General features: G+C 45.3%; 24 protein-coding genes. 14 read left to right on the top strand and 10 right to left on the bottom strand.

Annotated features, from left to right (window positions below):
• A partial coding sequence (locus tag LYNGBM3L_RS38570) for an iron uptake porin (protein ID WP_008186399.1) occupies window positions 1-568 on the bottom strand: 568 nt, incomplete at its 3' end.
• 208 nt (window positions 569-776) lie between these two features.
• On the opposite strand from LYNGBM3L_RS38570, the gene LYNGBM3L_RS43865 reads away from it, so the two are divergent.
• Entirely contained in the window at window positions 777-935 is a 159-nt protein-coding gene (locus tag LYNGBM3L_RS43865; protein ID WP_154659802.1) for a hypothetical protein, read from the top strand.
• Between the two features lie 178 nt (window positions 936-1,113).
• Here the strand turns inward: LYNGBM3L_RS43865 and LYNGBM3L_RS18470 are convergent, their stop codons facing one another.
• The 4 genes from LYNGBM3L_RS18470 to LYNGBM3L_RS18455 form a co-directional block, all read right to left on the bottom strand.
• Entirely contained in the window at window positions 1,114-2,859 is a 1,746-nt protein-coding gene (locus LYNGBM3L_RS18470) for an iron uptake porin (protein ID WP_008186397.1), read from the bottom strand.
• A gap of 785 nt (window positions 2,860-3,644) precedes the next feature.
• Window positions 3,645-4,307: a phosphate signaling complex protein PhoU gene (phoU, locus tag LYNGBM3L_RS18465; RefSeq protein WP_008186395.1), complete on the bottom strand. Its 663-nt coding sequence runs from the start codon at window positions 4,305-4,307 to the stop codon at window positions 3,645-3,647.
• Between the two features lie 706 nt (window positions 4,308-5,013).
• Entirely contained in the window at window positions 5,014-6,321 is a 1,308-nt protein-coding gene (locus LYNGBM3L_RS18460) for a sensor histidine kinase (RefSeq protein WP_008186392.1), read from the bottom strand.
• Window positions 6,322-6,924: 603 nt separating this feature from the next.
• Window positions 6,925-7,671, bottom strand: coding sequence for a response regulator transcription factor (locus LYNGBM3L_RS18455; RefSeq protein WP_008186390.1), 747 nt, complete (start codon window positions 7,669-7,671; stop codon window positions 6,925-6,927).
• A 309-nt stretch (window positions 7,672-7,980) separates the two neighbouring features.
• On the opposite strand from LYNGBM3L_RS18455, the gene LYNGBM3L_RS47590 reads away from it, so the two are divergent.
• The 3 genes from LYNGBM3L_RS47590 (at window position 7,981) to LYNGBM3L_RS18445 (ending at window position 10,354) form a co-directional block, all read left to right on the top strand.
• Window positions 7,981-8,880, top strand: coding sequence for a hypothetical protein (locus tag LYNGBM3L_RS47590; RefSeq protein ID WP_008186388.1), 900 nt, complete (start codon window positions 7,981-7,983; stop codon window positions 8,878-8,880).
• A gap of 153 nt (window positions 8,881-9,033) precedes the next feature.
• Window positions 9,034-9,423, top strand: a complete 390-nt coding sequence (locus LYNGBM3L_RS47585; RefSeq protein WP_008181416.1) for a zinc ribbon domain-containing protein — start codon at window positions 9,034-9,036, stop codon at window positions 9,421-9,423.
• Between the two features lie 184 nt (window positions 9,424-9,607).
• Window positions 9,608-10,354: a creatininase family protein gene (locus LYNGBM3L_RS18445; RefSeq protein WP_008186384.1), complete on the top strand. Its 747-nt coding sequence runs from the start codon at window positions 9,608-9,610 to the stop codon at window positions 10,352-10,354.
• A 30-nt stretch (window positions 10,355-10,384) separates the two neighbouring features.
• On the opposite strand, the gene LYNGBM3L_RS43860 is transcribed toward LYNGBM3L_RS18445, so the two are convergent.
• Together LYNGBM3L_RS43860 and radA are read right to left on the bottom strand one after the other, a co-directional pair.
• The gene (locus LYNGBM3L_RS43860) at window positions 10,385-10,543 is read right to left on the bottom strand and encodes a hypothetical protein (protein ID WP_154659846.1); all 159 of its coding nucleotides are present in this window, start codon (window positions 10,541-10,543) and stop codon (window positions 10,385-10,387) included.
• Between the two features lie 60 nt (window positions 10,544-10,603).
• Window positions 10,604-12,202: a DNA repair protein RadA gene (gene radA / locus LYNGBM3L_RS18440; protein ID WP_008186382.1), complete on the bottom strand. Its 1,599-nt coding sequence runs from the start codon at window positions 12,200-12,202 to the stop codon at window positions 10,604-10,606.
• Between the two features lie 204 nt (window positions 12,203-12,406).
• On the opposite strand from radA, the gene rpaB reads away from it, so the two are divergent.
• The 3 genes from rpaB (at window position 12,407) to LYNGBM3L_RS18425 (ending at window position 14,409) form a co-directional block, all read left to right on the top strand.
• The gene (rpaB, locus tag LYNGBM3L_RS18435; protein ID WP_008186378.1) at window positions 12,407-13,135 is read left to right on the top strand and encodes a response regulator transcription factor RpaB; all 729 of its coding nucleotides are present in this window, start codon (window positions 12,407-12,409) and stop codon (window positions 13,133-13,135) included.
• A 61-nt stretch (window positions 13,136-13,196) separates the two neighbouring features.
• Window positions 13,197-13,841: a cofactor assembly of complex C subunit B gene (locus LYNGBM3L_RS18430; protein WP_008186376.1), complete on the top strand. Its 645-nt coding sequence runs from the start codon at window positions 13,197-13,199 to the stop codon at window positions 13,839-13,841.
• 28 nt (window positions 13,842-13,869) lie between these two features.
• Window positions 13,870-14,409, top strand: coding sequence for a DUF456 domain-containing protein (locus LYNGBM3L_RS18425; RefSeq protein ID WP_008186373.1), 540 nt, complete (start codon window positions 13,870-13,872; stop codon window positions 14,407-14,409).
• Between the two features lie 68 nt (window positions 14,410-14,477).
• Here the strand turns inward: LYNGBM3L_RS18425 and LYNGBM3L_RS18420 are convergent, their stop codons facing one another.
• Window positions 14,478-15,728 (bottom strand): competence/damage-inducible protein A, encoded by a 1,251-nt coding sequence (locus tag LYNGBM3L_RS18420; RefSeq protein ID WP_008186371.1) that lies wholly within the window; start codon window positions 15,726-15,728, stop codon window positions 14,478-14,480.
• 1,139 nt (window positions 15,729-16,867) lie between these two features.
• Here LYNGBM3L_RS18420 and LYNGBM3L_RS18415 point away from each other — a divergent pair.
• The 4 genes from LYNGBM3L_RS18415 to sodC all read left to right on the top strand — a co-directional run bounded on the left by LYNGBM3L_RS18415 (window position 16,868) and on the right by sodC (window position 18,489).
• The gene (locus tag LYNGBM3L_RS18415) at window positions 16,868-17,209 is read left to right on the top strand and encodes a hypothetical protein (RefSeq protein ID WP_008186367.1); all 342 of its coding nucleotides are present in this window, start codon (window positions 16,868-16,870) and stop codon (window positions 17,207-17,209) included.
• Window positions 17,210-17,324: 115 nt separating this feature from the next.
• Window positions 17,325-17,666, top strand: a complete 342-nt coding sequence (locus LYNGBM3L_RS18410) for a hypothetical protein (RefSeq protein ID WP_008186364.1) — start codon at window positions 17,325-17,327, stop codon at window positions 17,664-17,666.
• A 145-nt stretch (window positions 17,667-17,811) separates the two neighbouring features.
• On the top strand, window positions 17,812-17,940 hold the full coding sequence (locus LYNGBM3L_RS48785) for a hypothetical protein (protein ID WP_267872058.1): 129 nt from the start codon (window positions 17,812-17,814) through the stop codon (window positions 17,938-17,940).
• Between the two features lie 84 nt (window positions 17,941-18,024).
• Window positions 18,025-18,489 carry a superoxide dismutase family protein gene (gene sodC / locus LYNGBM3L_RS18405; RefSeq protein WP_202799221.1) on the top strand — a complete coding sequence of 155 codons (465 nt, stop codon included), beginning with the start codon at window positions 18,025-18,027 and terminating at the stop codon, window positions 18,487-18,489.
• A gap of 60 nt (window positions 18,490-18,549) precedes the next feature.
• Here the strand turns inward: sodC and LYNGBM3L_RS18400 are convergent, their stop codons facing one another.
• Together LYNGBM3L_RS18400 and LYNGBM3L_RS18395 are read right to left on the bottom strand one after the other, a co-directional pair.
• Window positions 18,550-19,014, bottom strand: coding sequence for an NUDIX domain-containing protein (locus LYNGBM3L_RS18400; protein ID WP_008186360.1), 465 nt, complete (start codon window positions 19,012-19,014; stop codon window positions 18,550-18,552).
• Between the two features lie 10 nt (window positions 19,015-19,024).
• On the bottom strand, window positions 19,025-19,720 hold the full coding sequence (locus LYNGBM3L_RS18395; RefSeq protein ID WP_008186358.1) for a uracil-DNA glycosylase: 696 nt from the start codon (window positions 19,718-19,720) through the stop codon (window positions 19,025-19,027).
• 164 nt (window positions 19,721-19,884) lie between these two features.
• Here LYNGBM3L_RS18395 and LYNGBM3L_RS18390 point away from each other — a divergent pair, with 164 nt between their 5' ends.
• The 3 genes from LYNGBM3L_RS18390 to LYNGBM3L_RS18380 all read left to right on the top strand — a co-directional run.
• Window positions 19,885-20,607, top strand: a complete 723-nt coding sequence (locus LYNGBM3L_RS18390; RefSeq protein ID WP_044493815.1) for a phosphoribosyltransferase — start codon at window positions 19,885-19,887, stop codon at window positions 20,605-20,607.
• Between the two features lie 16 nt (window positions 20,608-20,623).
• The gene (locus LYNGBM3L_RS18385) at window positions 20,624-20,920 is read left to right on the top strand and encodes a hypothetical protein (RefSeq protein WP_008186354.1); all 297 of its coding nucleotides are present in this window, start codon (window positions 20,624-20,626) and stop codon (window positions 20,918-20,920) included.
• A 313-nt stretch (window positions 20,921-21,233) separates the two neighbouring features.
• The coding region (locus LYNGBM3L_RS18380) for a hypothetical protein (protein WP_161603173.1) at window positions 21,234-21,517 on the top strand (284 nt) is incomplete at its 3' end.

Genomic DNA, 21,517 nt, shown 5'->3' with positions numbered 1-21,517 from the left:
GATGGTCTTCTAGGAAAGCCACCCGACCTTCTAGGTTATCCACCCGTGCCCCTAGGGTAGCCAATTCGGCTTCAAACTCTTGAATCAGCCGTTGCAGGGTTTCCAAGTCTTCCCGGGTAATAAAATCAGCGGTGCTAGCTGCAATTAACCGCTCAATCTGGTTCAAGCAAGCATTCAAACCAGCCGCAAACTCATAACGGGTAGTTGCCCGGTTTCCACGGAATGTGCGGTTAGGATAACCAGCAATACAGCCATACCGTTCTACCAGAGAGCGCAAAGCTTCATAAGCCCAGTCTCCAGGAGATACATCCCGCAGTTGGGAAACACTGGTGACCTGGTCTATCGAATCTACATCCGTGCCCTGGTTGTTGTAGATATTGATTTGTTGTAGAATTTCCGAGTTAGACTCACCCGTAGCCTGGGCAACGGTTAGCTCTTGTGGAGCCACTTTAGTTTCAGTAGAAGATTCCTCCAGGCTGGGAGCACCATAGGCACTGTTAGCCACCAGCAGTGAAGCCCCTAGCAAAGCGGGACTATATTTGATCGTATTCCAAAAACTTGTTGACATCTTTTCTCAATCAACCTCACACCTAGTAGACAACACTCTTGGACTCAATGCAGTCCGCCACTTTGTCCTACAACCACGAAAATTCGTTAGTTATAGGACAACTCTGGATTAGCATATCATTTTTTTTGTGATTTTTCGAGAAAGATACTCATCCTCGATTTTAGTCACTTACGATACAGCAGTCGCCAGCGATGCAGAGGTGCGACCCGTGGCGAATTTAATTCTTAATGCGGAAAGCGCACCTAAGCGGTCTTGGGGGTTTCCACGGGGCTTACAGCGATGCAGCGCGGTCTTGGGGGTTTCCCCCATGAGCGACTGCATCAAGACAGGTGCGGACGCAGGTTCCGCACACAGCCCCTCCCCATGAGCGACTGCATCAAGACAGGGCAGTTAGGACATGACAAAAGTCTCACACCCTTTGTAAGCGCAAGAGTTTGACTTGTGACTTGTGACTTGTGACTTCTCCTAAACTAGTCAGCTATCTGCTGATAAATCACAGCAGATAGCTGATAGCAATACCTAGAATTTGTACCTAGTATTTTTACTTAGAACTTAAAGGTGGTACGGATGGCTCCAACCCAAATCGTATCATTGCCTTCATCGTGATTAGGATTGAAAATCACGTAGGCTCCTGGAGTAATCAGGATGTTCTTGCTAATGGGGAATTTGTACTGTGCCTCAACCAGGTAGGAAGTATCTTCATCTTCTTGTTCGGTACCATCAATTTCGGTAGCCTTAGGTGGCACACCCCCGGCAATACTGAACACAGCTCCCTCTTTGCCTAAATCAATGAAAGACAGGGTGGCTAGCCAAGTGAAGATGTCAGCATTGTCACCTTCTTCTACCGTACCATTATCATCTTCTGCTTCAGCATCAATATAACCAAACCAACCGCCGATGTGAATTTGTTCGGTCAGGCGCAAACTGGCTTGTGCTCCTAAGCGATTGGCAGAGGTAGCCGTATTACCGAATGGTTCCTGGGCCAGTTCACTACCAGTGCTACCCGAAAGATTGACACTGTCTCCTGGCTGGTAACTACGGACGTAGGTCAAAGATAGATCCAAATTATCAATGGGGGAAATACCCAGTTGAGCACCAGCGCTATAGGCACCATTGAACAATCCTAAGCCCTCACCGGGATTAGAAGCATCACCATCATCAGCCAAATAAAGTACTGATAGTTTCAAGGCATCACTAAATTTATAGGTGAAACCGCCACCAGTTCCGGTTACTCCCCGATGAGTTAGGGGGTTACGGCGGATAAACCGGGATAAGCCACCACTGCCACTGCTTGCCAGGATGGGGTTGGTCGGGTTGAAAATGTCATGCAAGTCCAGGCCAGTGGTTCCCACATAAGCCCTTAATTTCTTACCAATGGGGAAGCGGTAGTGCAATTCAGTAATTTCCACATCGTTGCCACCACCGGCATCATGACCCAAGCGAGCCATGTCGGTACCAGTCACACTACTGAGCCTAGTAAAGTTCCCTGCCTGCAAACGAGTTCTCAACCGGTCTTTACCGGTGAAACTGGTATCGAAGTTCAGACGTACCCTGTTGCTGAAGGTAATGTTTTCATCAATGCCTTCCTGAGCTTCTTCGTCATCATCATCGTCTTCGTCATCTCCATCTAATCGCCTTTCTTCAGCTTCAGCTTGTTCTTCCCCAAAGGCACCAGCAAAGGTAAACAGAACTTCCCCTTTGAGTTTGGTGGTGGTGGAGAACTGATGGTCTTCTAGGAAAGCCACCCGACCTTCTAAGTTATCCACCCGTGCCCCTAGGGTAGCCAGTTCTGCTTCAAACTCTTGAATCAGCCGTTGCAGGGTTTCCAAGTCTTCCCTGGTAATAAAGTCCGCTGTGCTCGCCGCAATTAACCGCTCAATTTGGTTCAAGCAAGCATTCAAACCAGCCGCAAACTCATAACGGGTAGTTGCCCGGTTTCCACGGAATGTGCGGTTAGGATAACCAGCAATACAGCCATACCGTTCTACCAGAGAGCGCAAAGCTTCATAAGCCCAGTCACCAGGAGATACGTCCCGCAGTTGGGAAACACTGGTGACCTGGTCTATCGAATCTACATTTGTGCCCTGGTTGTTGTAGATATTGATTTGTTTTAAAATTTCCGAGTTAGACTCACCCGTAGCCTGGGCAACCGTTAGCTCTTGTGGAGCCACTTGAGTTTCAGTAGAAGATTCCTCAAGGCTGGGAGCAGCATAGGTATTGTTAGCCACCAGCAGCGAAGCCCCTAGCACAGCGGGACTATATTTGATAGTATTCCAAAAAATTGTTGACATCCTTTGTCAATCAACCTCACACCTAGTAGACAACACTCTTGGACTCAATGCAGTCCGCAATTTTTTCCTATAACCACTACAATTCGTTAGTTATAGGACAACTCTGGATTAGCATATCATTTTTTGTGTGATCAGGGGAGCTAGCTTTTCGAGAAAAATACTCGATTGTAGTGACTTACGATACCAATCCTTTTAAGCAACAGAGCAATCGTTGTCTGTGCGCTCTAGATTATACGGCTTGAGGTTGAAGGGGAGGTAAGGCTTTGGTAATAATCAGGTTAAGAAAGATGCTTTTATGTTTAGCTGTCCGGCAAAATTCATCCCACACCTAATGCTTAGCATAGGTGTGGGATGAATTTTGCACAGGGTATTATAAAATTGCTATAATATATGTACTGATAAACAAAGCCGTTCGCGTAGCGTGGCCTACGGCCTTAAATGCTGGGCAAGTCAGCCACTTACGTGCCTAAAAAATAGAACTCATTGTATTGTTCCGGTGGGTCGGGGCATCCCGTGTCGTTAATAAAGTAACCCGTGTATCCGAACGCGCCCCGCGTCGGCGAAAGCCGATAGTGATGGCTGGAGTTGGTAAGAAGCCCACACTGTAATCTTCGATGAGCGTGTGGGAGTATGTCACGGCTAGCATCTTATTTAGCTAAGATATGATATAGCAATCCTAATTGCAACGTCAACAAGCAAGGGCTTCAGATTCTTACCCATCTTTACCCTCTTGGCTTGTTCTGGTATTTAAAAACTCAGATCGGATTGCTATCTAACCAGTGAACCTAACGCCTAGGAGTAACTCCTGAACGTTGACCAGTGACAATATAAGAGACTCGTTGACCAATATTGGTAGCATGGTCAGCCATTCGTTCTAAATGGCGAATCACTAGTCCTAGTAAAAGAATTGGTTCAACAACACCCTTGATATCCCGCTGACTGGCCAAGGTTTGATACAGTTGGTCATAGGCATCGTCTACTGTATCGTCCAGCTTTTTGACCGTTTGCCCAGCAATGGCATCTAAATCCGCTAGGGCTTTTAAACTTGTTGCCAGCATAGCTTGGGCATGATGAGACATAAGTTCCACCTCTGGCATACAGGGATGGGGTGGATAAGGAAACAGCTTTATTGATAGTTCTCCCAGGTCTTCAGCATAATCACCAATGCGCTCTAAGTCTCGTACTAGTTGCATAAAGGCACTCAGAAGCCGTAAATCTTGGGCAACGGGAGATTGCAGAGCCATTAACGTGACACATTCCATCTCAATTTGGTGATAGTAGCCATCAATGCGCTTATCAAGAGAGGCAAGATGTTGGGCAGTCTCGAGATTGCGCTCAAACAGGGCTTGATGACTTAGTCTAAAAGATTGCTCTACCAGAGCCCCCATACGCAAAACATCTTGTGCCAAACGCTTCAGGGAGCGCTGGAAGTGTGAACGCTCAGACATGTTGCTGACAGAACTATTAGCAGAAGATAAACTCACCAGGAAATAGGGGTTGCTAAGGGAAGGCTGGAAGCCCCTGTGATTTATATATATTTATGCATGGGGAAGAAAGCTTTGCCGTAACATAAATAACTGCCCAACAGCACATCAAGATTAGATGCGATCGCTCCCATCCTTCCGGTAAACAAATTAGCAGGCAGTATTTCGATGAAGGGTTTAGGGTTTAGGGCTTGGGTTCATGCTGTTAACTGGTTACAGGTTAACTGGTTACAGGTTAGCTGGTTACAGGTTAGCTGGTTAGCCAGTTACAGGTTAGCCAGTTACAGGTTAGCTGGTTACAGGTTAGCTGGTTACAGGTTAGCTGGTTACAGGTTAGCTGGTTGAAAGTTAGCTGGTTACAGGTTAGCTGGTTACAGGTTAGCTGGTTACAGGTTAGCTGGTTACAGGTTAGCTGGTTACAGGTTAGCTGGTTACAGGTTACAGGTTATTAAACCTTCAACCTACCCTACAGGAACCCCAAGGGCGAACACCCTTCAACCTTCAACCTTCAACCTTTAACATTTAACCTTCAACCTTCAACCTTCAACCTTCAACCTTCAACCTTCAACCTTCAACCTACCAGCACATTGGCGAAAAGGGTTCATGACAGGCAGCTGATGATTGGGCGAGCAGGATATGGTAGTATAACACTTAGTAATAGCAAATTTAATCAACCTTTGGTGGTATCTGGAAGTGCAATTTCTATACAGGCACCACCTGTTTCCCAGTGATTGGTGGCTAGGATAGAGCCACCGTGAGCCTCAATAATTTGCTGCACAATGGATAGTCCTAGACCACTGCCACCACGCACAGGTAATGGCTCTCCATTACTATAATTACTCTGGTCTCTGGCTCTTGAGTGATCTCCCCGGTAAAGTCGCTCAAAGACACGGGGTAAATCTGACTCGGCAAAACCATCTCCTGCGTCGATCACCTTAATTTGAATCCAAGTATCGCATTCCAACGCCTTGTGGGAAGATATAGCATTAACCTCAACTCTAATAGCAGCCTGAGGTGGGCTGTGTTTAATACTGTTGTCAAATAAATTTAGAAACACCTGAGTCAGGCGAGAGGGATCAGCTTCCAGATACAATTGATTGGGTCCATGATAGGCAAGGGTTAAGTTCTTCTGTTGGGCTAGGAGTTCTAGGGTTTGCCAGACCCTAAAAATTAAACTCTTTAGTTCTATGGATTGACAGTTAAGATGTAGGGTGGGGTCTTGCTTGAGTTTACTAATTTCCAGCCAATCTTCCACAAGCTGAATCAGCCGTTTGACTTCTGCGAGCATTTTCTCCACCCAGCGGCTTTCCTGAGCCTCCAGACGACTCTGTAACGTTTCCGCCACTAAACTAATGGAGGTTAACGGGGTTCTGAGTTCGTGGGCTAAATCCCCAAACCACTGGTTGCGAGACTCAGCCAGTTCTACCAAAGGTTGTTGATTTTCGAGAAACACACCAACTTGTTTCTGGGGTAAGGGCCAACTGGAAGCTCTTAGATAAAGCGATCGCATTTCACCCATGGCATCCCCCTTTAAGCAACTGGGGTGAAATACCCATTCACAGATCCCAGGTTGCTGCTGCTGACGGGTAGTTTGAATCAGCTGATCTAATTCGTAGGAACGCACCCACTCCAGGAATAACCGGATTTCTCCTGATTCCCAGTCATGAATATGTAATAACTGACGTGCTTGCTGGTTGCACCATAGTAACTGGTTTTCTTCATCCACCAGAAAATAACCTAAGGGTGCTACCTGAAGTAATTCTTGCCAGGTTTGCAGTTCCTGCTCCATCTCTTCTCGTTGATGATTGGCTCTTGCGATCGCTTGCCGCAAACGAGAAACTGCTGACAATGAGTTGCTGGTAGCATCCACCTGTAGTGTTCCCAACATTTGCTGTAGCCGTTGTTTGAGTTGGCGCTGCTGCCACAGCCACAGCCCAATTCCCAAAGCCAGACCTAGTAAAAATGCTAGGAGGGTCATAATAAAAAAAAATATGAAGTAAGCATTCAGCTCTCAGCATTCAGCTCTCAGCATTCAGCTCTCAGCATTCAGCTCTCAGCTCTCAGCTCTCAGCTCTCAGCTCTCAGCTCTCAGCTCTCAGCTCTCAGCTCTCAGCTCTCAGCTCTCAGCTCTCAGCTCTCAGCTCTCAGCTCTCAGCTCTCAGCTCTCAGCTCTCAGCTCTCAGCTCTCAGCTCTCAGCTCTCAGCTCTCAGCTCTCAGCTCTCAGCTTATGGGCAATGGGCTTTTACCCATACTTTCAATTCTCATGCTTCTCTATCAATATTAAATTCTCCCGTTCGCTTAGCGTGGCCATAGGTCTGCATAGGTTTATTTTAAGCTGACGGCTGACAGCTGACGGCTGACAGCTGACGGCACCTCAAGTAGCGTGGCCAAAGGCCAACGGCTGAATGCTTACAATATGAAGTATAAAGGACTTCGTACTTTATAATACTTTATCCTTTATCTTTCCTTCATATTTCATTGATTATTTATCCTTGATTCTTGATTTTTTATCTGTCCTTTATCTATCCTTTATCTATTCTTTATCTATCCTTTATCTATTCTTTCTCTATCCTTCATTATTTATCCAAAGCGATAACCAAAACCCCTTACAGTGATCAGGTATTCTGGTTTACTGGGGTCTTCTTCTAATTTTTCCCGTAACCAGCGAATATGAACATCCACTGTTTTAGTATCTCCCACAAAATCCATTCCCCATACTTGATCAATTAATTGGTCCCGAGACCAAACTCGGCGGGGATTATTAATAAATAACTCCAAAAGTCGAAACTCCTTGGGAGATAAATTAACGTCTTCTCCCCGAACCGTCACCCGACACTCTTGGGGGTACAGCTTGATCTCTCGGAATTGCTGGACGGGTGTTGGAGTGATACCATTCAAGTGTTGGCGACGAATTAAGGCTCGGCAACGAGCAATCAACTCCCGCATACTGAACGGTTTAGTGAGGTAGTCGTCTGCACCAACTTCCAAACCTAAAACCCGATCTGTTTCACTAGCTTTGGCACTAAGAATCATGATCGGAATGGGATTTCCTCGATAACGTAGCAACCGACACAGATCTAAACCATTCACCTGAGGTAGCATTAGGTCTAATATGAGCAAATCCACAGAGTAACCAGTGTGATCGCTATCCTGAAGCATAGTCAAAGCTGTAGCGCCGTCCGAAGCAGTTAAAACCTCGTAACCTTCTTCTTGCAGGGCTAGGACGATCATTTCTCGGATTAGTTCTTCGTCTTCCACCACTAAGACTTGTTTAGCCTTGGTCAGTTCTGAACCGGAAGGACTGTGGGGTATGTCGAGAGCAAGCATAAAGTAAGAAAACTTGGTAACTGAGGTTACAAGTCAAGATATACAAGCAGTAACACGCATCTGTCAATCAGAATATTGACTTAATCATCAATTAACCTTATTTTTACCAATATATTATCTGGCTGCAGATAGATTATGGAGCCATTGTGCCTAATTAAGATAAAACCCCAAGTCTTACAGCCAATCCATACCTCTGCACCTACTAGCAAGGAGAGGTTGGGCAAATGCCTTGCAATTAAGTAGTCAAAAAGCGGGATAAAACGGGATTTTTTGGGGTATAATAGACAAAAAGGCCAAGAATAGCCAACGATGTCTAAGCGCAAGAAAAAATCAGGCACAACAAAGAAGCTTTCAACCCAGGTAGTCCCAGTAATTGGGATGTCAATGGCAGTTGAAACTGAGCTTTTTGCCATAATGCAACGCTTAGGCATCGTTCGTTCTGAGTCCTACAACAAGCTTGGCAGCGTTAGCCATTGGGGACTCGACTGGCGGAAAGCCTACCCAGAGGTTAGATCTTTGAGAACTCCAGAATCTTTAGGTCTACCATCCAAACTAATGGAATGGACGGTTAGCGATGTCGCTAAAGCCATTAGTGCCCAACAAGCTGCTGGTATTGAAGCATTAGGGAAAATTCTACATAAGCGCTTTCCAGGCAAAGAAAACGAACAGCGTCGAAGTCAATGCTACAAACAACTATCAACTCCAAGTTTTCTTAGTGATCCGTTTTTACATCGAATTGTCAGAAAAACGTTTCGACGTGGCCATTCTTGGGTTAAGAATCAGATAGTTTATCAACAGGATGGTTACTCCTGTAAGCGTATTTATAGGTACACCTACCAATTAGAATTAGCCGGACTACGTCGTGGAAAACGTAATCGGCTCTTGGTGAGATCTAATCGAAAAATAACTGGGCAAATTAGGCTAATTTACAACCCATTGTTGCAGCGATTTGAAATCCATTTCTTGGTTAATTACGGGGTTGTCAATGTTACCAGCGAACGTCGCTGTCTCGGCGTGGATAAGGGTTACACGGAAGTGTTTTATGATTCGGATGGTCGTGCCTATGGTCTGGGCTTAGGTAAATTAGCGACCAACAAGTCTGACAGAATTGTCAAGAAAAACCGGAATCGTGGCCAGTTGTGGGCGCTGCATAGAAAATTAGAGAAAATAGATCCTGCCAAGTCAGCTCGCATACTAGAAATAATCTGAGCCGAAAAACAGAAATCGTCGCTTAAGAAAGACCAGGCAGGAATTATAGCTATTATAGGCGCTGCAAGTAGGTCACTTTTTAATGGGGAATCATTAAAAGTTTTTGCGGAAGATTTAACCCAACCAATCAAAGGGAAACGTCAATCATTATCAATGTCTCGAAAATTGAATAGCTGGATGAAAGGAGCTATTCGAGACTCTTTACAAAAATGGGCTAACTGGACTGGTTCAGTAGTTTCAGAAATTCAGCCAAGCTACACGTCGCAAATTGACTCCGTAACTGGCACTCTATTAGGGGTTAGGAAAGGGGACAGTTTTATCAGATTTAATGGGGTCGTGTTGCAGGCTGATCACAATGCTGCATTAAACATCCTTGCCCGTGGTACAGACAAGGAAATCTCCCGGTTTATGACTAGGGTTGAAGTTCAAGCAGTGTTGTTGCGTCGTACCGCGCGATTCCTTGAAGATATGGACTTGAGTTTAGCTAATGCGGTTGAGCTAGGTTGGCTTGACCCTAAGCATGAGCTTTGCTCAATCTTTTAGGGATCTCCTGGCCGGGATGCCAGGAGCGCTTAGACAAGATGGGTGGTAGGCTTGACTCCAATTGCTGTTTGACCACCCCTCACTCAAGCAACAATAAATTGCACCTTGACCCGTGGTACCGGGTTTACCCCGATTAATCACGGTTTAAGAGTATCCCACAACAACTAACCCTCTAAAATGAACCATGCTGCTACACTTGAGTACTTGGAAAGAAATTGAAGCTTACCTAAAGCAATCACCAGGGATTATTCTGCCCATTGGTTCAACGGAACAACATGGACCAACGGGGTTGATTGGCACCGACGCAATATGTGCAGAAGCGATCGCAAAAGGTGTGTCTGAAGCAACCAATGCCCTAGTTGCTCCCACCATTAATGTCGGGATGGCGCTACACCACACGGCTTTTCCCGGTAGCATCAGTTTGAAACCGAGTACATTAATTCAGGTGATCAAAGATTATCTGACTTGCTTGACTAGAGCTGGGTTCACCAAGTTTTTCTTTATCAATGGTCATGGGGGTAATATCGCTACCCTTAAGGCAGCGTTTTCTGAAAGTTACGCCCACTTGAGCGATTTACAGATTCCTAATGGGGAAAGGGTTCAGTGTCGGGTAGCTAATTGGTTTATGTGCCGTTCTGTCTATAAATTAGCTAAGGAGTTGTATGGGAATCAAGAAGGTTCCCATGCTACTCCTTCTGAGGTAGCACTTACCCAATATCTCTATCCCGAAGCCATTAAACGAGCACCCCTGTCAGAAACCGTTGCGTCTGGACACCCAATTTATGGAGCCGCAGATTTTCGTCGCCGTTATCCCGATGGTCGTATGGGGTCTAATCCAGCCTTAGCAACACCGCAACATGGTAAGCAGTTTTATGAGTTGGCAGTCAAGGAGTTGAGTAGTAGTTATTTGGAGTTTATGGCCGCAGATTGAATCGGGAAGTTAGAATTTAGAATTTAGAATTTAGAATTTAGAATCGGGAATCGGGAATCGGGAATCGGGAATCGGGAATCGGGAATCGGGAATTGGGAATCGGGAATCGGGAACATTATCAAAGAGATAGGATATGATATACCGATAATTACCCTTAATAAAAATCTCCCCATCTCCCCATCTCCCCATCTCCCCATCTCCCCACCCTCCTGGTTATGATGGGTATTCAACCGAACTTGATCTTAGATCTTAGATCTGATCCTCGATATCTTCAGGGAAGTCCTGGCGTAATCCCCCAGGCAAGGCAGCAATAATGGCATCTAGTACTCTCGATACTTGAATAATTTCAATACCGAGATCAGGTAAGGTTTGACCTTTGGGTACAATGGCTCGCTTGAACCCTAACTTGGCAGCTTCTTTGAGTCGGAGTTCCATCTGAGAGACTAGTCGCACTTGCCCCCCTAAGCTGATTTCACCAATCATAACCGTGCGAGGATCGACAACGCGATCGCGAAAACTAGCTACTACCGCAATAGCCATTCCTAAATCAGCTGCTGGTTCTTCTACTCCTAGCCCTCCTGCTGTTGCTACATAAGCATCTAATTTGGATAGGGGAATCCCAACTCGCTTTTCCAACACTGCCAGGATTTGTTGTAAGCGGTTGTAATCAACTCCAGTGGTTGAGCGGCGGGGTGCCCCATAACTAGCAGGACTTACTAGGGCTTGCAACTCTACCAGAATCGGACGAGTACCTTCACAAGCCACTACAGTAGCAGTACCAGGACTCATTTCATCTCGGTTACCCAAAAACAGATCAGAAGGATTCAAGACTTCCTGCAAACCGTTGCTGACCATTTCAAAAATACCGATTTCATGAGTAGCCCCAAAGCGGTTTTTAACAGAACGCAGTAGCCGGTGGGAAGCAAAGCGATCGCCTTCAAAGTACAATACAGTATCGACTAAGTGTTCCAGTACCCTTGGTCCTGCGATCGCGCCTTCTTTGGTCACATGACCCACAATTAACAGAGTAATGTTTGACCGCTTTGCTACCTGCATCAGGGCAGAGGTACATTCCCGCACTTGAGCAACAGAACCAGGAGCAGAGGTCAAGGCCGGAAAATAAAGAGTCTGAATACTGTCAATCACTGCTACCTGAGGTTTGAGGGACTCCAACTCTCGCAGAATTTCCTCTAAATCAGTTTCTGGTAGAATATACAGCTCAGCGTCTTTAGAGTCAGACTCTTGAGAGTCAGACTCTTGAGCGGCTATAGGGGTTTTAGAAGACTTAGACTTAGAAGACTTAGACTTAGAAGACTTAGACTTAGAAGACTTAGGGTCGTTTTTGACCCTACTGTTATTAGATTCGAGATCAGAGGTTTCTGCTGATACCACACCCAGGCGAGATGCTCGCAGTTTTACCTGCTGTCCTGATTCTTCTGCACAAACGTATAGAATGCGATGTAACTTGGCAAGTTGATTGGCAACTTGGAGCATTAAGGTTGATTTGCCAATGCCTGGATCGCCACCAATTAATACTAAAGACCCAGGCACAACGCCACCTCCGAGCACTCGGTCGAGTTCCCCATAGCCTGAGGGGAAGCGGATCTCGACAGTATCAACAATTTCTGAGAAGGTAAGGGATGATCTGGGTTGAGCCGGTCCAGTGTTAGGCTCGTGGTTATCCGAATAAGTATTGGATTGCCAACCCCCGCGACTGATTTTGACCGGAGTTGGGGGAGCTACCTCATCCAAGGAATTGTAAGTACCACAGGCAGGACATTTGCCGAACCATTGGGAGGACTCAGCACCACAGGCATTACACACATAGAGCGTTTTAGGCTTCGGCATCCTACTTGAAAAGTCTTAAAAACTCTTAAAAAAACTCAATAATTAAATTAACATTAATGAAAGTCAAGGAAGACTTCACCAGCAAGGAAAATATAATTCTCAACGATAAAACCAACTTTGTAAAGGGTTACATTTTAGAGATAAACTACTGATAAATTAATAAATCATTAATCTTACTTCACCATTTCAGGAGTATAACGTCCATTGGAAACTCATAAAGAAAAAATTCTTGTTGTTGATGACGAGGCCAGTATCCGTCGAATATTAGAAACTAGGTTATCCATGATTGGCTACGAAGTAGTCACAGCCGCTGATGGAGAAGAAGCCCTAAACACATTTCGTGATACAGAGCCTGACCTAGTGGTGTTAGATGTGATGATGCCAAAGCTAGACGGCTATGGTGTCTGTCAAGAATTACGCAAGGAATCAGACATTCCCATTATTATGCTAACTGCTTTAGGGGATGTAGCTGACCGGATTACCGGTCTAGAGTTAGGAGCAGATGACTATGTGGTCAAGCCCTTTTCTCCAAAAGAATTGGAAGCCCGTATTCGTTCCGTACTGCGCAGGTTTGATAAAGTGGGGGCTGCTGGTATTCCTAGTTCTGGGGTGATTCATGTCGGGAGTATCAAAATCGACACCAATAAGCGACAAGTCTACAAAGGGGATGAGCGGATTCGCCTGACTGGGATGGAGTTCAGTCTTCTAGAGTTATTAGTCAGACGTTCCGGAGAACCATTCTCCCGTTCTGAAATTTTGCAGGAAGTGTGGGGCTATACCCCTGAACGCCATGTGGATACCCGTGTAGTAGATGTCCACATCTCCCGGTTACGAGCCAAGTTAGAGGATGATCCTAGTAATCCTGAGCTAATTCTCACCGCACGAGGTACAGGTTATTTGTTCCAACGGATCATTGAACCAGATGACAAATAATAACACCTTGATGTTTCGTTTCAGCTTCGTAAGTCCTGAACTAACAACCAACAGGTGAGTGATGGCTAAACCCGACCAAAATGATGTACTGCGGCTGCTGCCATTTGCGGTTGGAGGATTGGCAGGGGGTCTGTTGCTGATCAATCGTTTATTAACCTCCCAGCTCACCAATTCTCAAGCTCGTTCTGATGCTGTAGGGGTAATTGTTTGTGCTGTCTTGATTTTGACAGGTTTACTGTGGCAGCAGGTACAGCCCAAACCTCCTGATGCCGTTAAACTGATTGGCGAAGAGGGTTTCGACCTCGCTCCAGAGCTGCCAGATCAGGTCAAAACTGAATTAGCCTGGGCATCCCATCTATTACTGACTAATACGGTAACGCGATCGCTTGTGGTGGTATACCAAGGCAAAGTCTTGCTGCGGCGGGGGATCTTGGGCAAAAATCCCCAAGTCGAGCCTGGAGCTATTCTCAAGCGGGTTCTCGAAACTCAAAAAGCCGTGTATCTGGTTAACCTGAAGCTCTATCCAGGGCGACTTGAATTTGACTACTTGCCTGATAACACACAAGGTGTCATATGTCAACCGATTGGCAACCAAGGAGCGCTAATTTTGGCAGCCAATGCTCCCCGAAGTTACACTAAACAAGATGAAAAGTGGATTGAGGGGATTGCTGATAAAGTCGCCAATACTCTCTCTGGTCATTTATAAGATGTGGGTACCGCTTCGAATTTAAATAATGTGGTTAATCATTTTGTACTGGTTCCTGATTCTGCTGATGCTAGTAGGCATTATTGGTTCGGTTGTTCCTGGCATTCCCGGTGCCATGTTGATTTTAGCTGCCACCATAATTTGGGGTATTGCTGAGGGCTTTAGTAGCGTCACCTGGGCATTGGGCGTAGCTATCTTTGTGTTGCTACTGGGTATGGGGGTCGATTTTTTAGCCGCTTACTGGGGAGCCAAAAAAGCTGGTGCTAGTAATTGGGGACAAATTGGTTCCATAATCGGCTTGTTCATGGGGGTGTTTGGTCTTTTACCCGCCTTGCCCTTCGGCGGACCGTTACTAGGGATTTTGCTTGGACCGTTGTTAGGGGCGTTTGTAGGTGAGTTTCTCTATCAACGGAAGTTAAAGTTACAGGATAGAATTAAGCAATCCTTTAAAGCTGGCTTGGGGATTGTAGTCGGTTCATTGGTAGGAAATTTGATTCAGGCAATGCTTGCGATCGCTACTGTGGTGGTGTTTATTTTCACCACTTGGCCCCCAGGTGCAGGGATTTAGCTTGAAATTTAGATTGAACAGGGTGATGGGGTGCACTACTGCCTGCTAAATAACGCTAACTAACAAGTTCACCGACTCAGCAATTTGCACCGTAGGCGATCAAGGGCATAGCAGGCGCTGATGTGACGTAGGTCAGACCGACTCCGATGTTGACCCAAGGTGTACTTGTAGCATTCTAAAATGCCATCTGGTCCGGCTAGACCAATGTAAACTAGACCCACAGGCTTGGTATCGGTATTGCCTCCAGGTCCAGCTATGCCTGTAATACTAAGTGACCAGGTTGAAGAAAGAAGCGATCGCACTCCTGTTGCCATTTGCTCTGCTACAACCTTACTTACCGCCCCCATCGCCTTCAAGTCTGAGGAATTCACTCCCAGTACACCAGTTTTCACAGCGTTATCATAAGCAATGATACCCCCCAAAAAATAATTAGAACTCCCCGGGACACTGGTTATCATACTGCCAATACCGCCACCAGTACAGGATTCTGCTACGCTCAACGTTTCTGAGGCAGCCGTTAATAGCTGACCCACTACAGAGGCTAGGGTATCGGTGTCAGTACCGAAATAGTTAATTCCCCCAATCTCCTGTAATTTTTGGGCTACTGGTTCAATGAACTGTTGTGCTTCACTTTCTGAAGCCGCACGGGCCGAAACTCTTAACCTCACTTGTCCCTTACTAGCATAGGGAGCAACGGTGGGGTTGGTAAGGTCAAAAAAGGGAGCAACTTTCTCAGCCAAAGCCGATTCTCCAATCCCCCAAAACCGCAACATCCGGCTATAAACGATTTCTTTACCCCAGCCTTGGCTTTTGAGATAGGGAACAGCCGTGTCTCGCCACATCTGATTCATTTCCCTAGGAACACCAGGAAACGTGAGAATGCTTAAATCAGCACGGGGTTTCCAGATGATACCAGGAGCTGTTCCATTCAAGTTGGGTAATACTTGTGCCCCTTCTGGAATTAGGGCTTGCTTGCGGTTATTGGTAGTTAATTGACGTCCCCGCCGGGCAAACTTCTGAGTGATGTCCTCTATAACATCTGGTTCTTCAATCAGAGGAGCCCCAAAAAATTTAGCGATCGCTTCCGTGGTCAAGTCATCGGGCGTCGGACCAAGACCACCAGTAAATATTAGGATAGTGGAGCGCTCACTAGCAATTGCCAATACTTGCTGTAAACGCCCGATATTATCTCCCACTACTGTCTGATAGTAGTGAGGAATCCCCAATGCGGCTAGCTCCTGGGCTAAAAACTGAGAATTGCTGTTGAGAATATCCCCCAGCAGCAGTTCGGTACCTACACAAATAATTTCTGCACTCATCGATTATGCCTCAGGGGCAAGATAACATTCATTTCTTTCGGCTCTTATCTTATAATCCCACACTGACAGCAATTTTAAAACTATAGCGTTTTCACATGATATGTGAAACTAGGATTGATCTAAAAAGGTAACAGGTAATAGGTAATAGGTAATAGGGAGTAGGTAATATAGCATTAAAAAATATCCTAATTTATTTATTATACCTATAAATATAGCAGAAGTCAGAAGTCAGAAGTCAGAAGTCAGAAGTCAAACTCTTGCGCTTACAAAGGGTGTGAGACTTTTGTCATGTCCTAACTGCTCTGGCGACTGCTATACTATAATTTTATTTTTCATGAAAAATAAAATTATGTTAGGTAAATTAAGAGCAGCATAAAATATATACCAGTATTTTTTTGTGTTATGCTAAATCATCAACATTGGGGTTGATTATCTATTTTTAAATGCTATATTTAGTAGCGTTTGATAGGGTTTATCATAGTTATGATGTACACAGGTTTTTTTTCCGATTCCCTGTGGGTGCATCTCACTGTCTTGATGATTTTTAACGACAAATTAAGTACATTTTCTTATCCCCCACACCCGGTCACCCCACACCTGAGGTCTTTGTAAAAAACCTACCCTTATGAGGGAGGGTGGGGAGGGTGGGAAGTGTGGGGAGGGTGGGAAGTGTGGGGAGATGGGGAGATGGGGGAAATTTTTATTAAGGGTAATTATCCTGACATGATATTACGGCAAACCAGTAGGTCAAGGCGAGGGTAGTGATAAACATGATGTCAAAGCCTCCGAGGGAAAATGCCTGGAGACTGATTCGTCGGGTTCGTTTCACATAGGTGCGCTCTTACCATTAAGAATTAAATTCGCCACGGGTCGCACCTGAGTTGCTCATGATCCTGACCCGGTGATGGCCTCACGAAAACAACATGATAAACGACGGTATCGACTGGAATTCAAAATACTTTCGTACCAGTACGTGGTTGATTAGTTTTGTCAGTCAACCAGGGTTAATTCAGTTTCCTTAGCAACACCTTATCAAATTCTCAGTTAACGGTCACTTCCTCCTCAGTTAAGACCTGCATTCTAGTAATTAAAGATAAGCAGTTAACCAATTAAGCGAATCAACCTTAGGAGGAACAAACATGAAACGTCTCGTACTTGGCAGTTTAGGCACTTTGTTGATTGCCACCGCTACCACTCCCGTCTTAGCATCGGAAATCGCTGCCAACTCCACCACCAGCCGTAACAATATTGTCGAAGTTCAACCGTTTAACCTGGTCTATCTCGGTTATCAAGGCTACTTTGCTGACCAAGGTATTCCCAGTAATGCTGCTTTCATCAGCGCTGTAAAAACCAAGAGAATTACCGCCAAAGACCTCGTAGCCAGTGCTATTGAAAGAGGAAGATTATCCCCAGAAACTATCAATGATTCTAGCTATCTGGCTCATGTAAACACTCAACTATCCAACCTGGATCGGGATTAATACTTATGTAAACATTAACTGATAGCTGAATGCTTACATAAGTTAAGACCTACATTCTAGTAATTAAAGATAAGCAGTTAACCAATTAAGCGAATCAACCCTAGGAGGAACAAAAATGAAACGTCTCGTACTTGGCAGTTTAGGCACTTTGTTGATTGCCACCGCTACCACTCCCGTCTTAGCATCGGAAATCGCTGCCAACTCCACCACCAGCCGTAACAATATTGTCGAAGTTCAACCGTTTAACCTGGTCTATCTCGGTTATCAAGGCTACTTTGCTGACCAAGGTATTCCCAGTAATGCTGCTTTCATCAGCGCTATAAAAAGCAAGAGAATTACCGCCAAAGACCTCGTAGCCAGTGCTATTGCAAGAGGAAGATTATCCCCAGAAACCATCCATGATTCTAGCTATCTGGCTCATGTGAACACTCAACTATCCAACCTGGATCGGGATTAATACTTAGGTAGCGCATATGCGCTACCTCCCAGCGTCGAAGCCTGTGCCACGCAAGCTACGCGGTCAGCTGACCGCTGTCAGCTGATTTTCTCTAGAATCAGCGCGTCACTGTTGTATACTCCAGTTGAGAGCCCTGAGCTCGATAGTGATCATCATCCTACTTTGTCTGACCGTAGAAGGATGGAAAACTCAGCTCAAGCTCAAAAAAGTTACGGTAGGGAATAGCGAAACGGAAATCCAAAAGGATCTCAAACCCTTGGAGACCTATCTGTAAGTGGGGTGTAGTTGAGTATGAAAATTATCAGCCTATTAGCTGCGATCGCAATATTTATAATCTCGGCTTGTTCCAATCAATCCCGTGTCAACACCACTAACCGTCACCATGCATTTGACTGATACCAAAGGCATTGGTGAAGAGATTGGCATTGTCAAAGCAACCCAAACCGAGAAGGGTCTGCAGCTAACTTCGAATCTGTCTGGATTAACTCCTGGAGAACATGGCTTCCATGTCCATGCAAAGCCCAACTGTGGTCCAGGCCAGAAGGAAGGTAAAGTAGTTTCTGGCTTAGCTGCTGGTGGTCATTATGATCCAGAAAATACCGGCAAACATGAAGGACCATTCGGTAATGGTCATTTAGGTGATTTGCCAAGGCTAGTGGTTAATAAACAGGGTGTTGCTAAGACTCCAGTAGTAGCCCCACGGTTAAAGGTTGCTGACCTTAAGGGTCACTCTCTGATCATTCACGCTCAAGGTGACAATTATTCAGATATTCCCAAACCCTTGGGAGGGGGTGGTGCTCGAGTGGCTTGTGGTGTGATTTAGCAATAGTGTTGTGCTTTTTAGTTAACAGTAACTGATGGGGAATTTGATATTCCCCATTTCTTATTCAATCCCTAAAGACTTTTGGATCAGCTTATTATTGGTTTGAATCAGTTCTTGTTGTTCTGGCCAGAATAATGTTGGTAATTCATCTATCGGAAACCACCGCAGCTGGTAACTGAGATTTGGATCAGTAGGAGTGCCGTCAATTTGGTCAGTAATGAACAAAAAATAGTAAGTCTTTTTCCAACACTGTTTGGCAAAGTCTAATCGTTCCTTAACTCCCAGTTCAGCAATAAATTTTAGGTCATTTAAGCCCGCTTCTTCCGCAATTTCTCGCTCTGCTGCCTCTACAATAGTTTCTCCTGGTTCTACATGACCTTTCGGTAAAACGTATTCAAGTCTATTGCCTTCTTGAACTAGAGCAATGTATATCTGCTGCTCCCAACGGCGGGCAACAATACCACCAGCGGAGGTAGCCTCAGAAACTCCAGGTGGTCGTTGATACCAAGTTTCATCAATAATCATTTTTGAAGTTTCATCGAATCTCGTCTAACTTAGCACGCACTTTCTGGATATCTTGCCACATCATCCACTTTGGACTACCTGGATCTCGTTTCGGATTCCGCAGTAAGTAAGCAGGATGGAGAATTGGCATACACCACTTATGCCCTTCCCATTCCATCCAGGTGCCGCGAATTTTAGTAATGCCCTGCTTGTTACCAGTTAAGCCTTTGACCGCTGTAGCACCAGTGAAAAGAATAATTTGGGGTTCTACTAGGCGAATTTGTTCCAACAAGTAAGGTTTGCACGCCTCAATTTCATTAGGAGTAGGAGTGCGGTTACCAGGAGGTCGGCACTTGACCATATTACAAATATATACATCTTGTTCAGTATCGATTTTCACAGATGCCAAAATTTTCTCCAACAGTTTCCCTGCTCTGCCTACAAAGGGCATACCAGTCTCATCTTCTTGTTTACCCGGTCCTTCCCCAATAATCATAATTAGGGCCTTAGGGTTGCCACGTCCAATAACAGCCTTAGTGCGGGTAGCTCCTAATTCGCAGCGTTGGCAAGATTGACAGTGTTCTGTCAAGGATTCCATGGTGTCGTAAGTGCCAGCAGGAATAGGGATTTTGGCATCAGTGGGGATTAGGTCCCTTTGGACATTGTTGGGCTTTGATGGGGTTAACTCTGACTCGTCAAAAAGACTAAGTTGTTCTCCGTTGGACATGAGGACTCACAGAAATTTTTGCAGGCATAAGGCACCTTACTACTAATAGTAGATTGAGGAGATTGTGAGCAACTAATTATTACAATTCTTTCTTTTGATACAGTAATCTTGACAAAAATCAGTAATTATAATACATATCAGGCAACTTCATGCCGGAGGAAGCCATGTACACTGCCCCGCTGTTTAGCGATCGCGCTGATGCCGGTGAGCAGCTTGCTCAAGCACTTATCCCCTTGGTGAGCAGGCTGCACGCTACAGGTATTGATGCAACACCTATTGTATACGCACTACCTCGGGGGGGTATCCCAGTAGCAGCACCAGTCGCTCAAGCACTGGATTGTCCGCTAGATATTGTAGTGGCAAAAAAAATTGCTACGGTTAGCAACCCAGAATTAGCAATCGGTGCGGTGACTTCCTCCGGAGTTGTACTGTGGTCTGGGCAAAGGCGATGGCCAAACAAAAATGCTCAATGGCGGGAAATACTATTAGCTCAAGCTCAAGAAAAAGCCCAAGCTCAGCTAGCTCAACTCCAACCGGGTTGCCCGAAAACCAATCCTACTGGGGCGCTAGCGTTGCTGGTTGATGATGGCATTGCTACTGGGATGACCATAGCAGCAGCAACGGAAGCAGTAAAAGCCCACAATCCAGCACAGGTCTGGATTTGCACACCAGTGGCACCAGGAGGATTAATCAAGTGGTTATCAAAGTGGTGCGATCGCATGGTTATCTTACAAACACCAGAACCCTTTCTGAGTGTTAGCCGCTTCTACCTCAACTTTCCTCAAGTTCAAACCGAAGAAGCTCTCAGCGACTTACAGCAGCATAACAATAAGCATAACTATATTATAATATCAGAGTCCTCAGTCAACGCTAGCTTAGAGCATTAACTAGCTGCTTTAATTTATGAGACTTTGGCAGTTTTGGTGGCGAACATTAGTGCTTTCAAGCCAGTACAATCCACCAGAGTTCGTTGAATTAATGATGACCTCATTGGCAATGGCTTTACTAGCCACCTGGGGATATACCAGTGACTGGCCCTATCTGGTACTCAGTTCTAGCTTTGCCATGGGAGCAGCCGTATCCATGTGGGTAAGGGGTACAACCATGCCTTCCTCTAATTCCCGTATGGTGCAGGTCATGGCTATCCTGTTGCTCCTCTACAGCTTTTATGCTTTTTCTCACCTTTTGGATTACATTTAGACTCAAATGTGAACTGTAAATATTCTGGTGATACCGAATCCACTAACCAAATGCCATTATCAGAACAATAGAAGCTGTAACCGGCTTTGTGCATAGCTGCGGCATCAATGCTCGACCATAAAATTCATGGTTGAGGGGCTCAAAGCCGCTTTTGGTAAGCAAATAGCCGTTTTTTTATACTATTTTTAATAATAGAAAAACAGGAGCGGAACCCCTGCCATTCGGGAGGTTCAGTGAAGCGGAAAATTGACAATGAAACAGCCCTGGGTTATTGTTGGCCTTGCGCTGGAATTCAAGAAAGGAGAATTGTCCGATGGTGAAAGTAGCATTCTGGAATATAAACATGGGGAAGACTTCCTCAGAAGGCCGGAGAAGAACCTTCGACACCTGGTGTCACGAAATGAATCTTGACTTGCTTCTGTTGGAGGAAGTCGGTAACACATTCAGTCAAACAGACTTAGAAAACTTAACAGGTATGCAAGGGCTCGCGTTTGTCAACACCTTGGATAAGAATGATAACCCAACAAATAAGCAGCTATGGGCTTTGCAAAAACATGGCAATCCATATCAAGCACGAGCGCTGCGGTTTCCAGGGCT

The sequence above is a fragment of the Moorena producens 3L genome (genome assembly GCF_000211815.1).
Lineage (GTDB): Bacteria > Cyanobacteriota > Cyanobacteriia > Cyanobacteriales > Coleofasciculaceae > Moorena > Moorena producens.
This window is presented reverse-complemented; position numbering and strand designations above follow the sequence as displayed.

What these genes read in the sequence shown, in the direction of transcription:
- LYNGBM3L_RS18470 (WP_008186397.1), bottom strand. Translation starts at nt 2,859, where the DNA reads ATGTCAACAATTTTTTGGAATACTATCAAATATAGTCCCGCTGTGCTA.
- phoU (WP_008186395.1), bottom strand. Translation starts at nt 4,307, where the DNA reads ATGTCTGAGCGTTCACACTTCCAGCGCTCCCTGAAGCGTTTGGCACAA.
- LYNGBM3L_RS18460 (WP_008186392.1), bottom strand. Translation starts at nt 6,321, where the DNA reads ATGACCCTCCTAGCATTTTTACTAGGTCTGGCTTTGGGAATTGGGCTG.
- LYNGBM3L_RS18455 (WP_008186390.1), bottom strand. Translation starts at nt 7,671, where the DNA reads ATGCTTGCTCTCGACATACCCCACAGTCCTTCCGGTTCAGAACTGACC.
- LYNGBM3L_RS47590 (WP_008186388.1), top strand. Translation starts at nt 7,981, where the DNA reads ATGTCTAAGCGCAAGAAAAAATCAGGCACAACAAAGAAGCTTTCAACC.
- LYNGBM3L_RS47585 (WP_008181416.1), top strand. Translation starts at nt 9,034, where the DNA reads ATGTCTCGAAAATTGAATAGCTGGATGAAAGGAGCTATTCGAGACTCT.
- LYNGBM3L_RS18445 (WP_008186384.1), top strand. Translation starts at nt 9,608, where the DNA reads ATGCTGCTACACTTGAGTACTTGGAAAGAAATTGAAGCTTACCTAAAG.
- LYNGBM3L_RS43860 (WP_154659846.1), bottom strand. Translation starts at nt 10,543, where the DNA reads ATGGGGAGATGGGGAGATGGGGAGATTTTTATTAAGGGTAATTATCGG.
- radA (WP_008186382.1), bottom strand. Translation starts at nt 12,202, where the DNA reads ATGCCGAAGCCTAAAACGCTCTATGTGTGTAATGCCTGTGGTGCTGAG.
- LYNGBM3L_RS18430 (WP_008186376.1), top strand. Translation starts at nt 13,197, where the DNA reads ATGGCTAAACCCGACCAAAATGATGTACTGCGGCTGCTGCCATTTGCG.
- LYNGBM3L_RS18425 (WP_008186373.1), top strand. Translation starts at nt 13,870, where the DNA reads ATGTGGTTAATCATTTTGTACTGGTTCCTGATTCTGCTGATGCTAGTA.
- LYNGBM3L_RS18420 (WP_008186371.1), bottom strand. Translation starts at nt 15,728, where the DNA reads ATGAGTGCAGAAATTATTTGTGTAGGTACCGAACTGCTGCTGGGGGAT.
- LYNGBM3L_RS18415 (WP_008186367.1), top strand. Translation starts at nt 16,868, where the DNA reads ATGAAACGTCTCGTACTTGGCAGTTTAGGCACTTTGTTGATTGCCACC.
- LYNGBM3L_RS18410 (WP_008186364.1), top strand. Translation starts at nt 17,325, where the DNA reads ATGAAACGTCTCGTACTTGGCAGTTTAGGCACTTTGTTGATTGCCACC.
- LYNGBM3L_RS18400 (WP_008186360.1), bottom strand. Translation starts at nt 19,014, where the DNA reads ATGATTATTGATGAAACTTGGTATCAACGACCACCTGGAGTTTCTGAG.
- LYNGBM3L_RS18395 (WP_008186358.1), bottom strand. Translation starts at nt 19,720, where the DNA reads ATGTCCAACGGAGAACAACTTAGTCTTTTTGACGAGTCAGAGTTAACC.
- LYNGBM3L_RS18390 (WP_044493815.1), top strand. Translation starts at nt 19,885, where the DNA reads ATGTACACTGCCCCGCTGTTTAGCGATCGCGCTGATGCCGGTGAGCAG.
- LYNGBM3L_RS18385 (WP_008186354.1), top strand. Translation starts at nt 20,624, where the DNA reads ATGAGACTTTGGCAGTTTTGGTGGCGAACATTAGTGCTTTCAAGCCAG.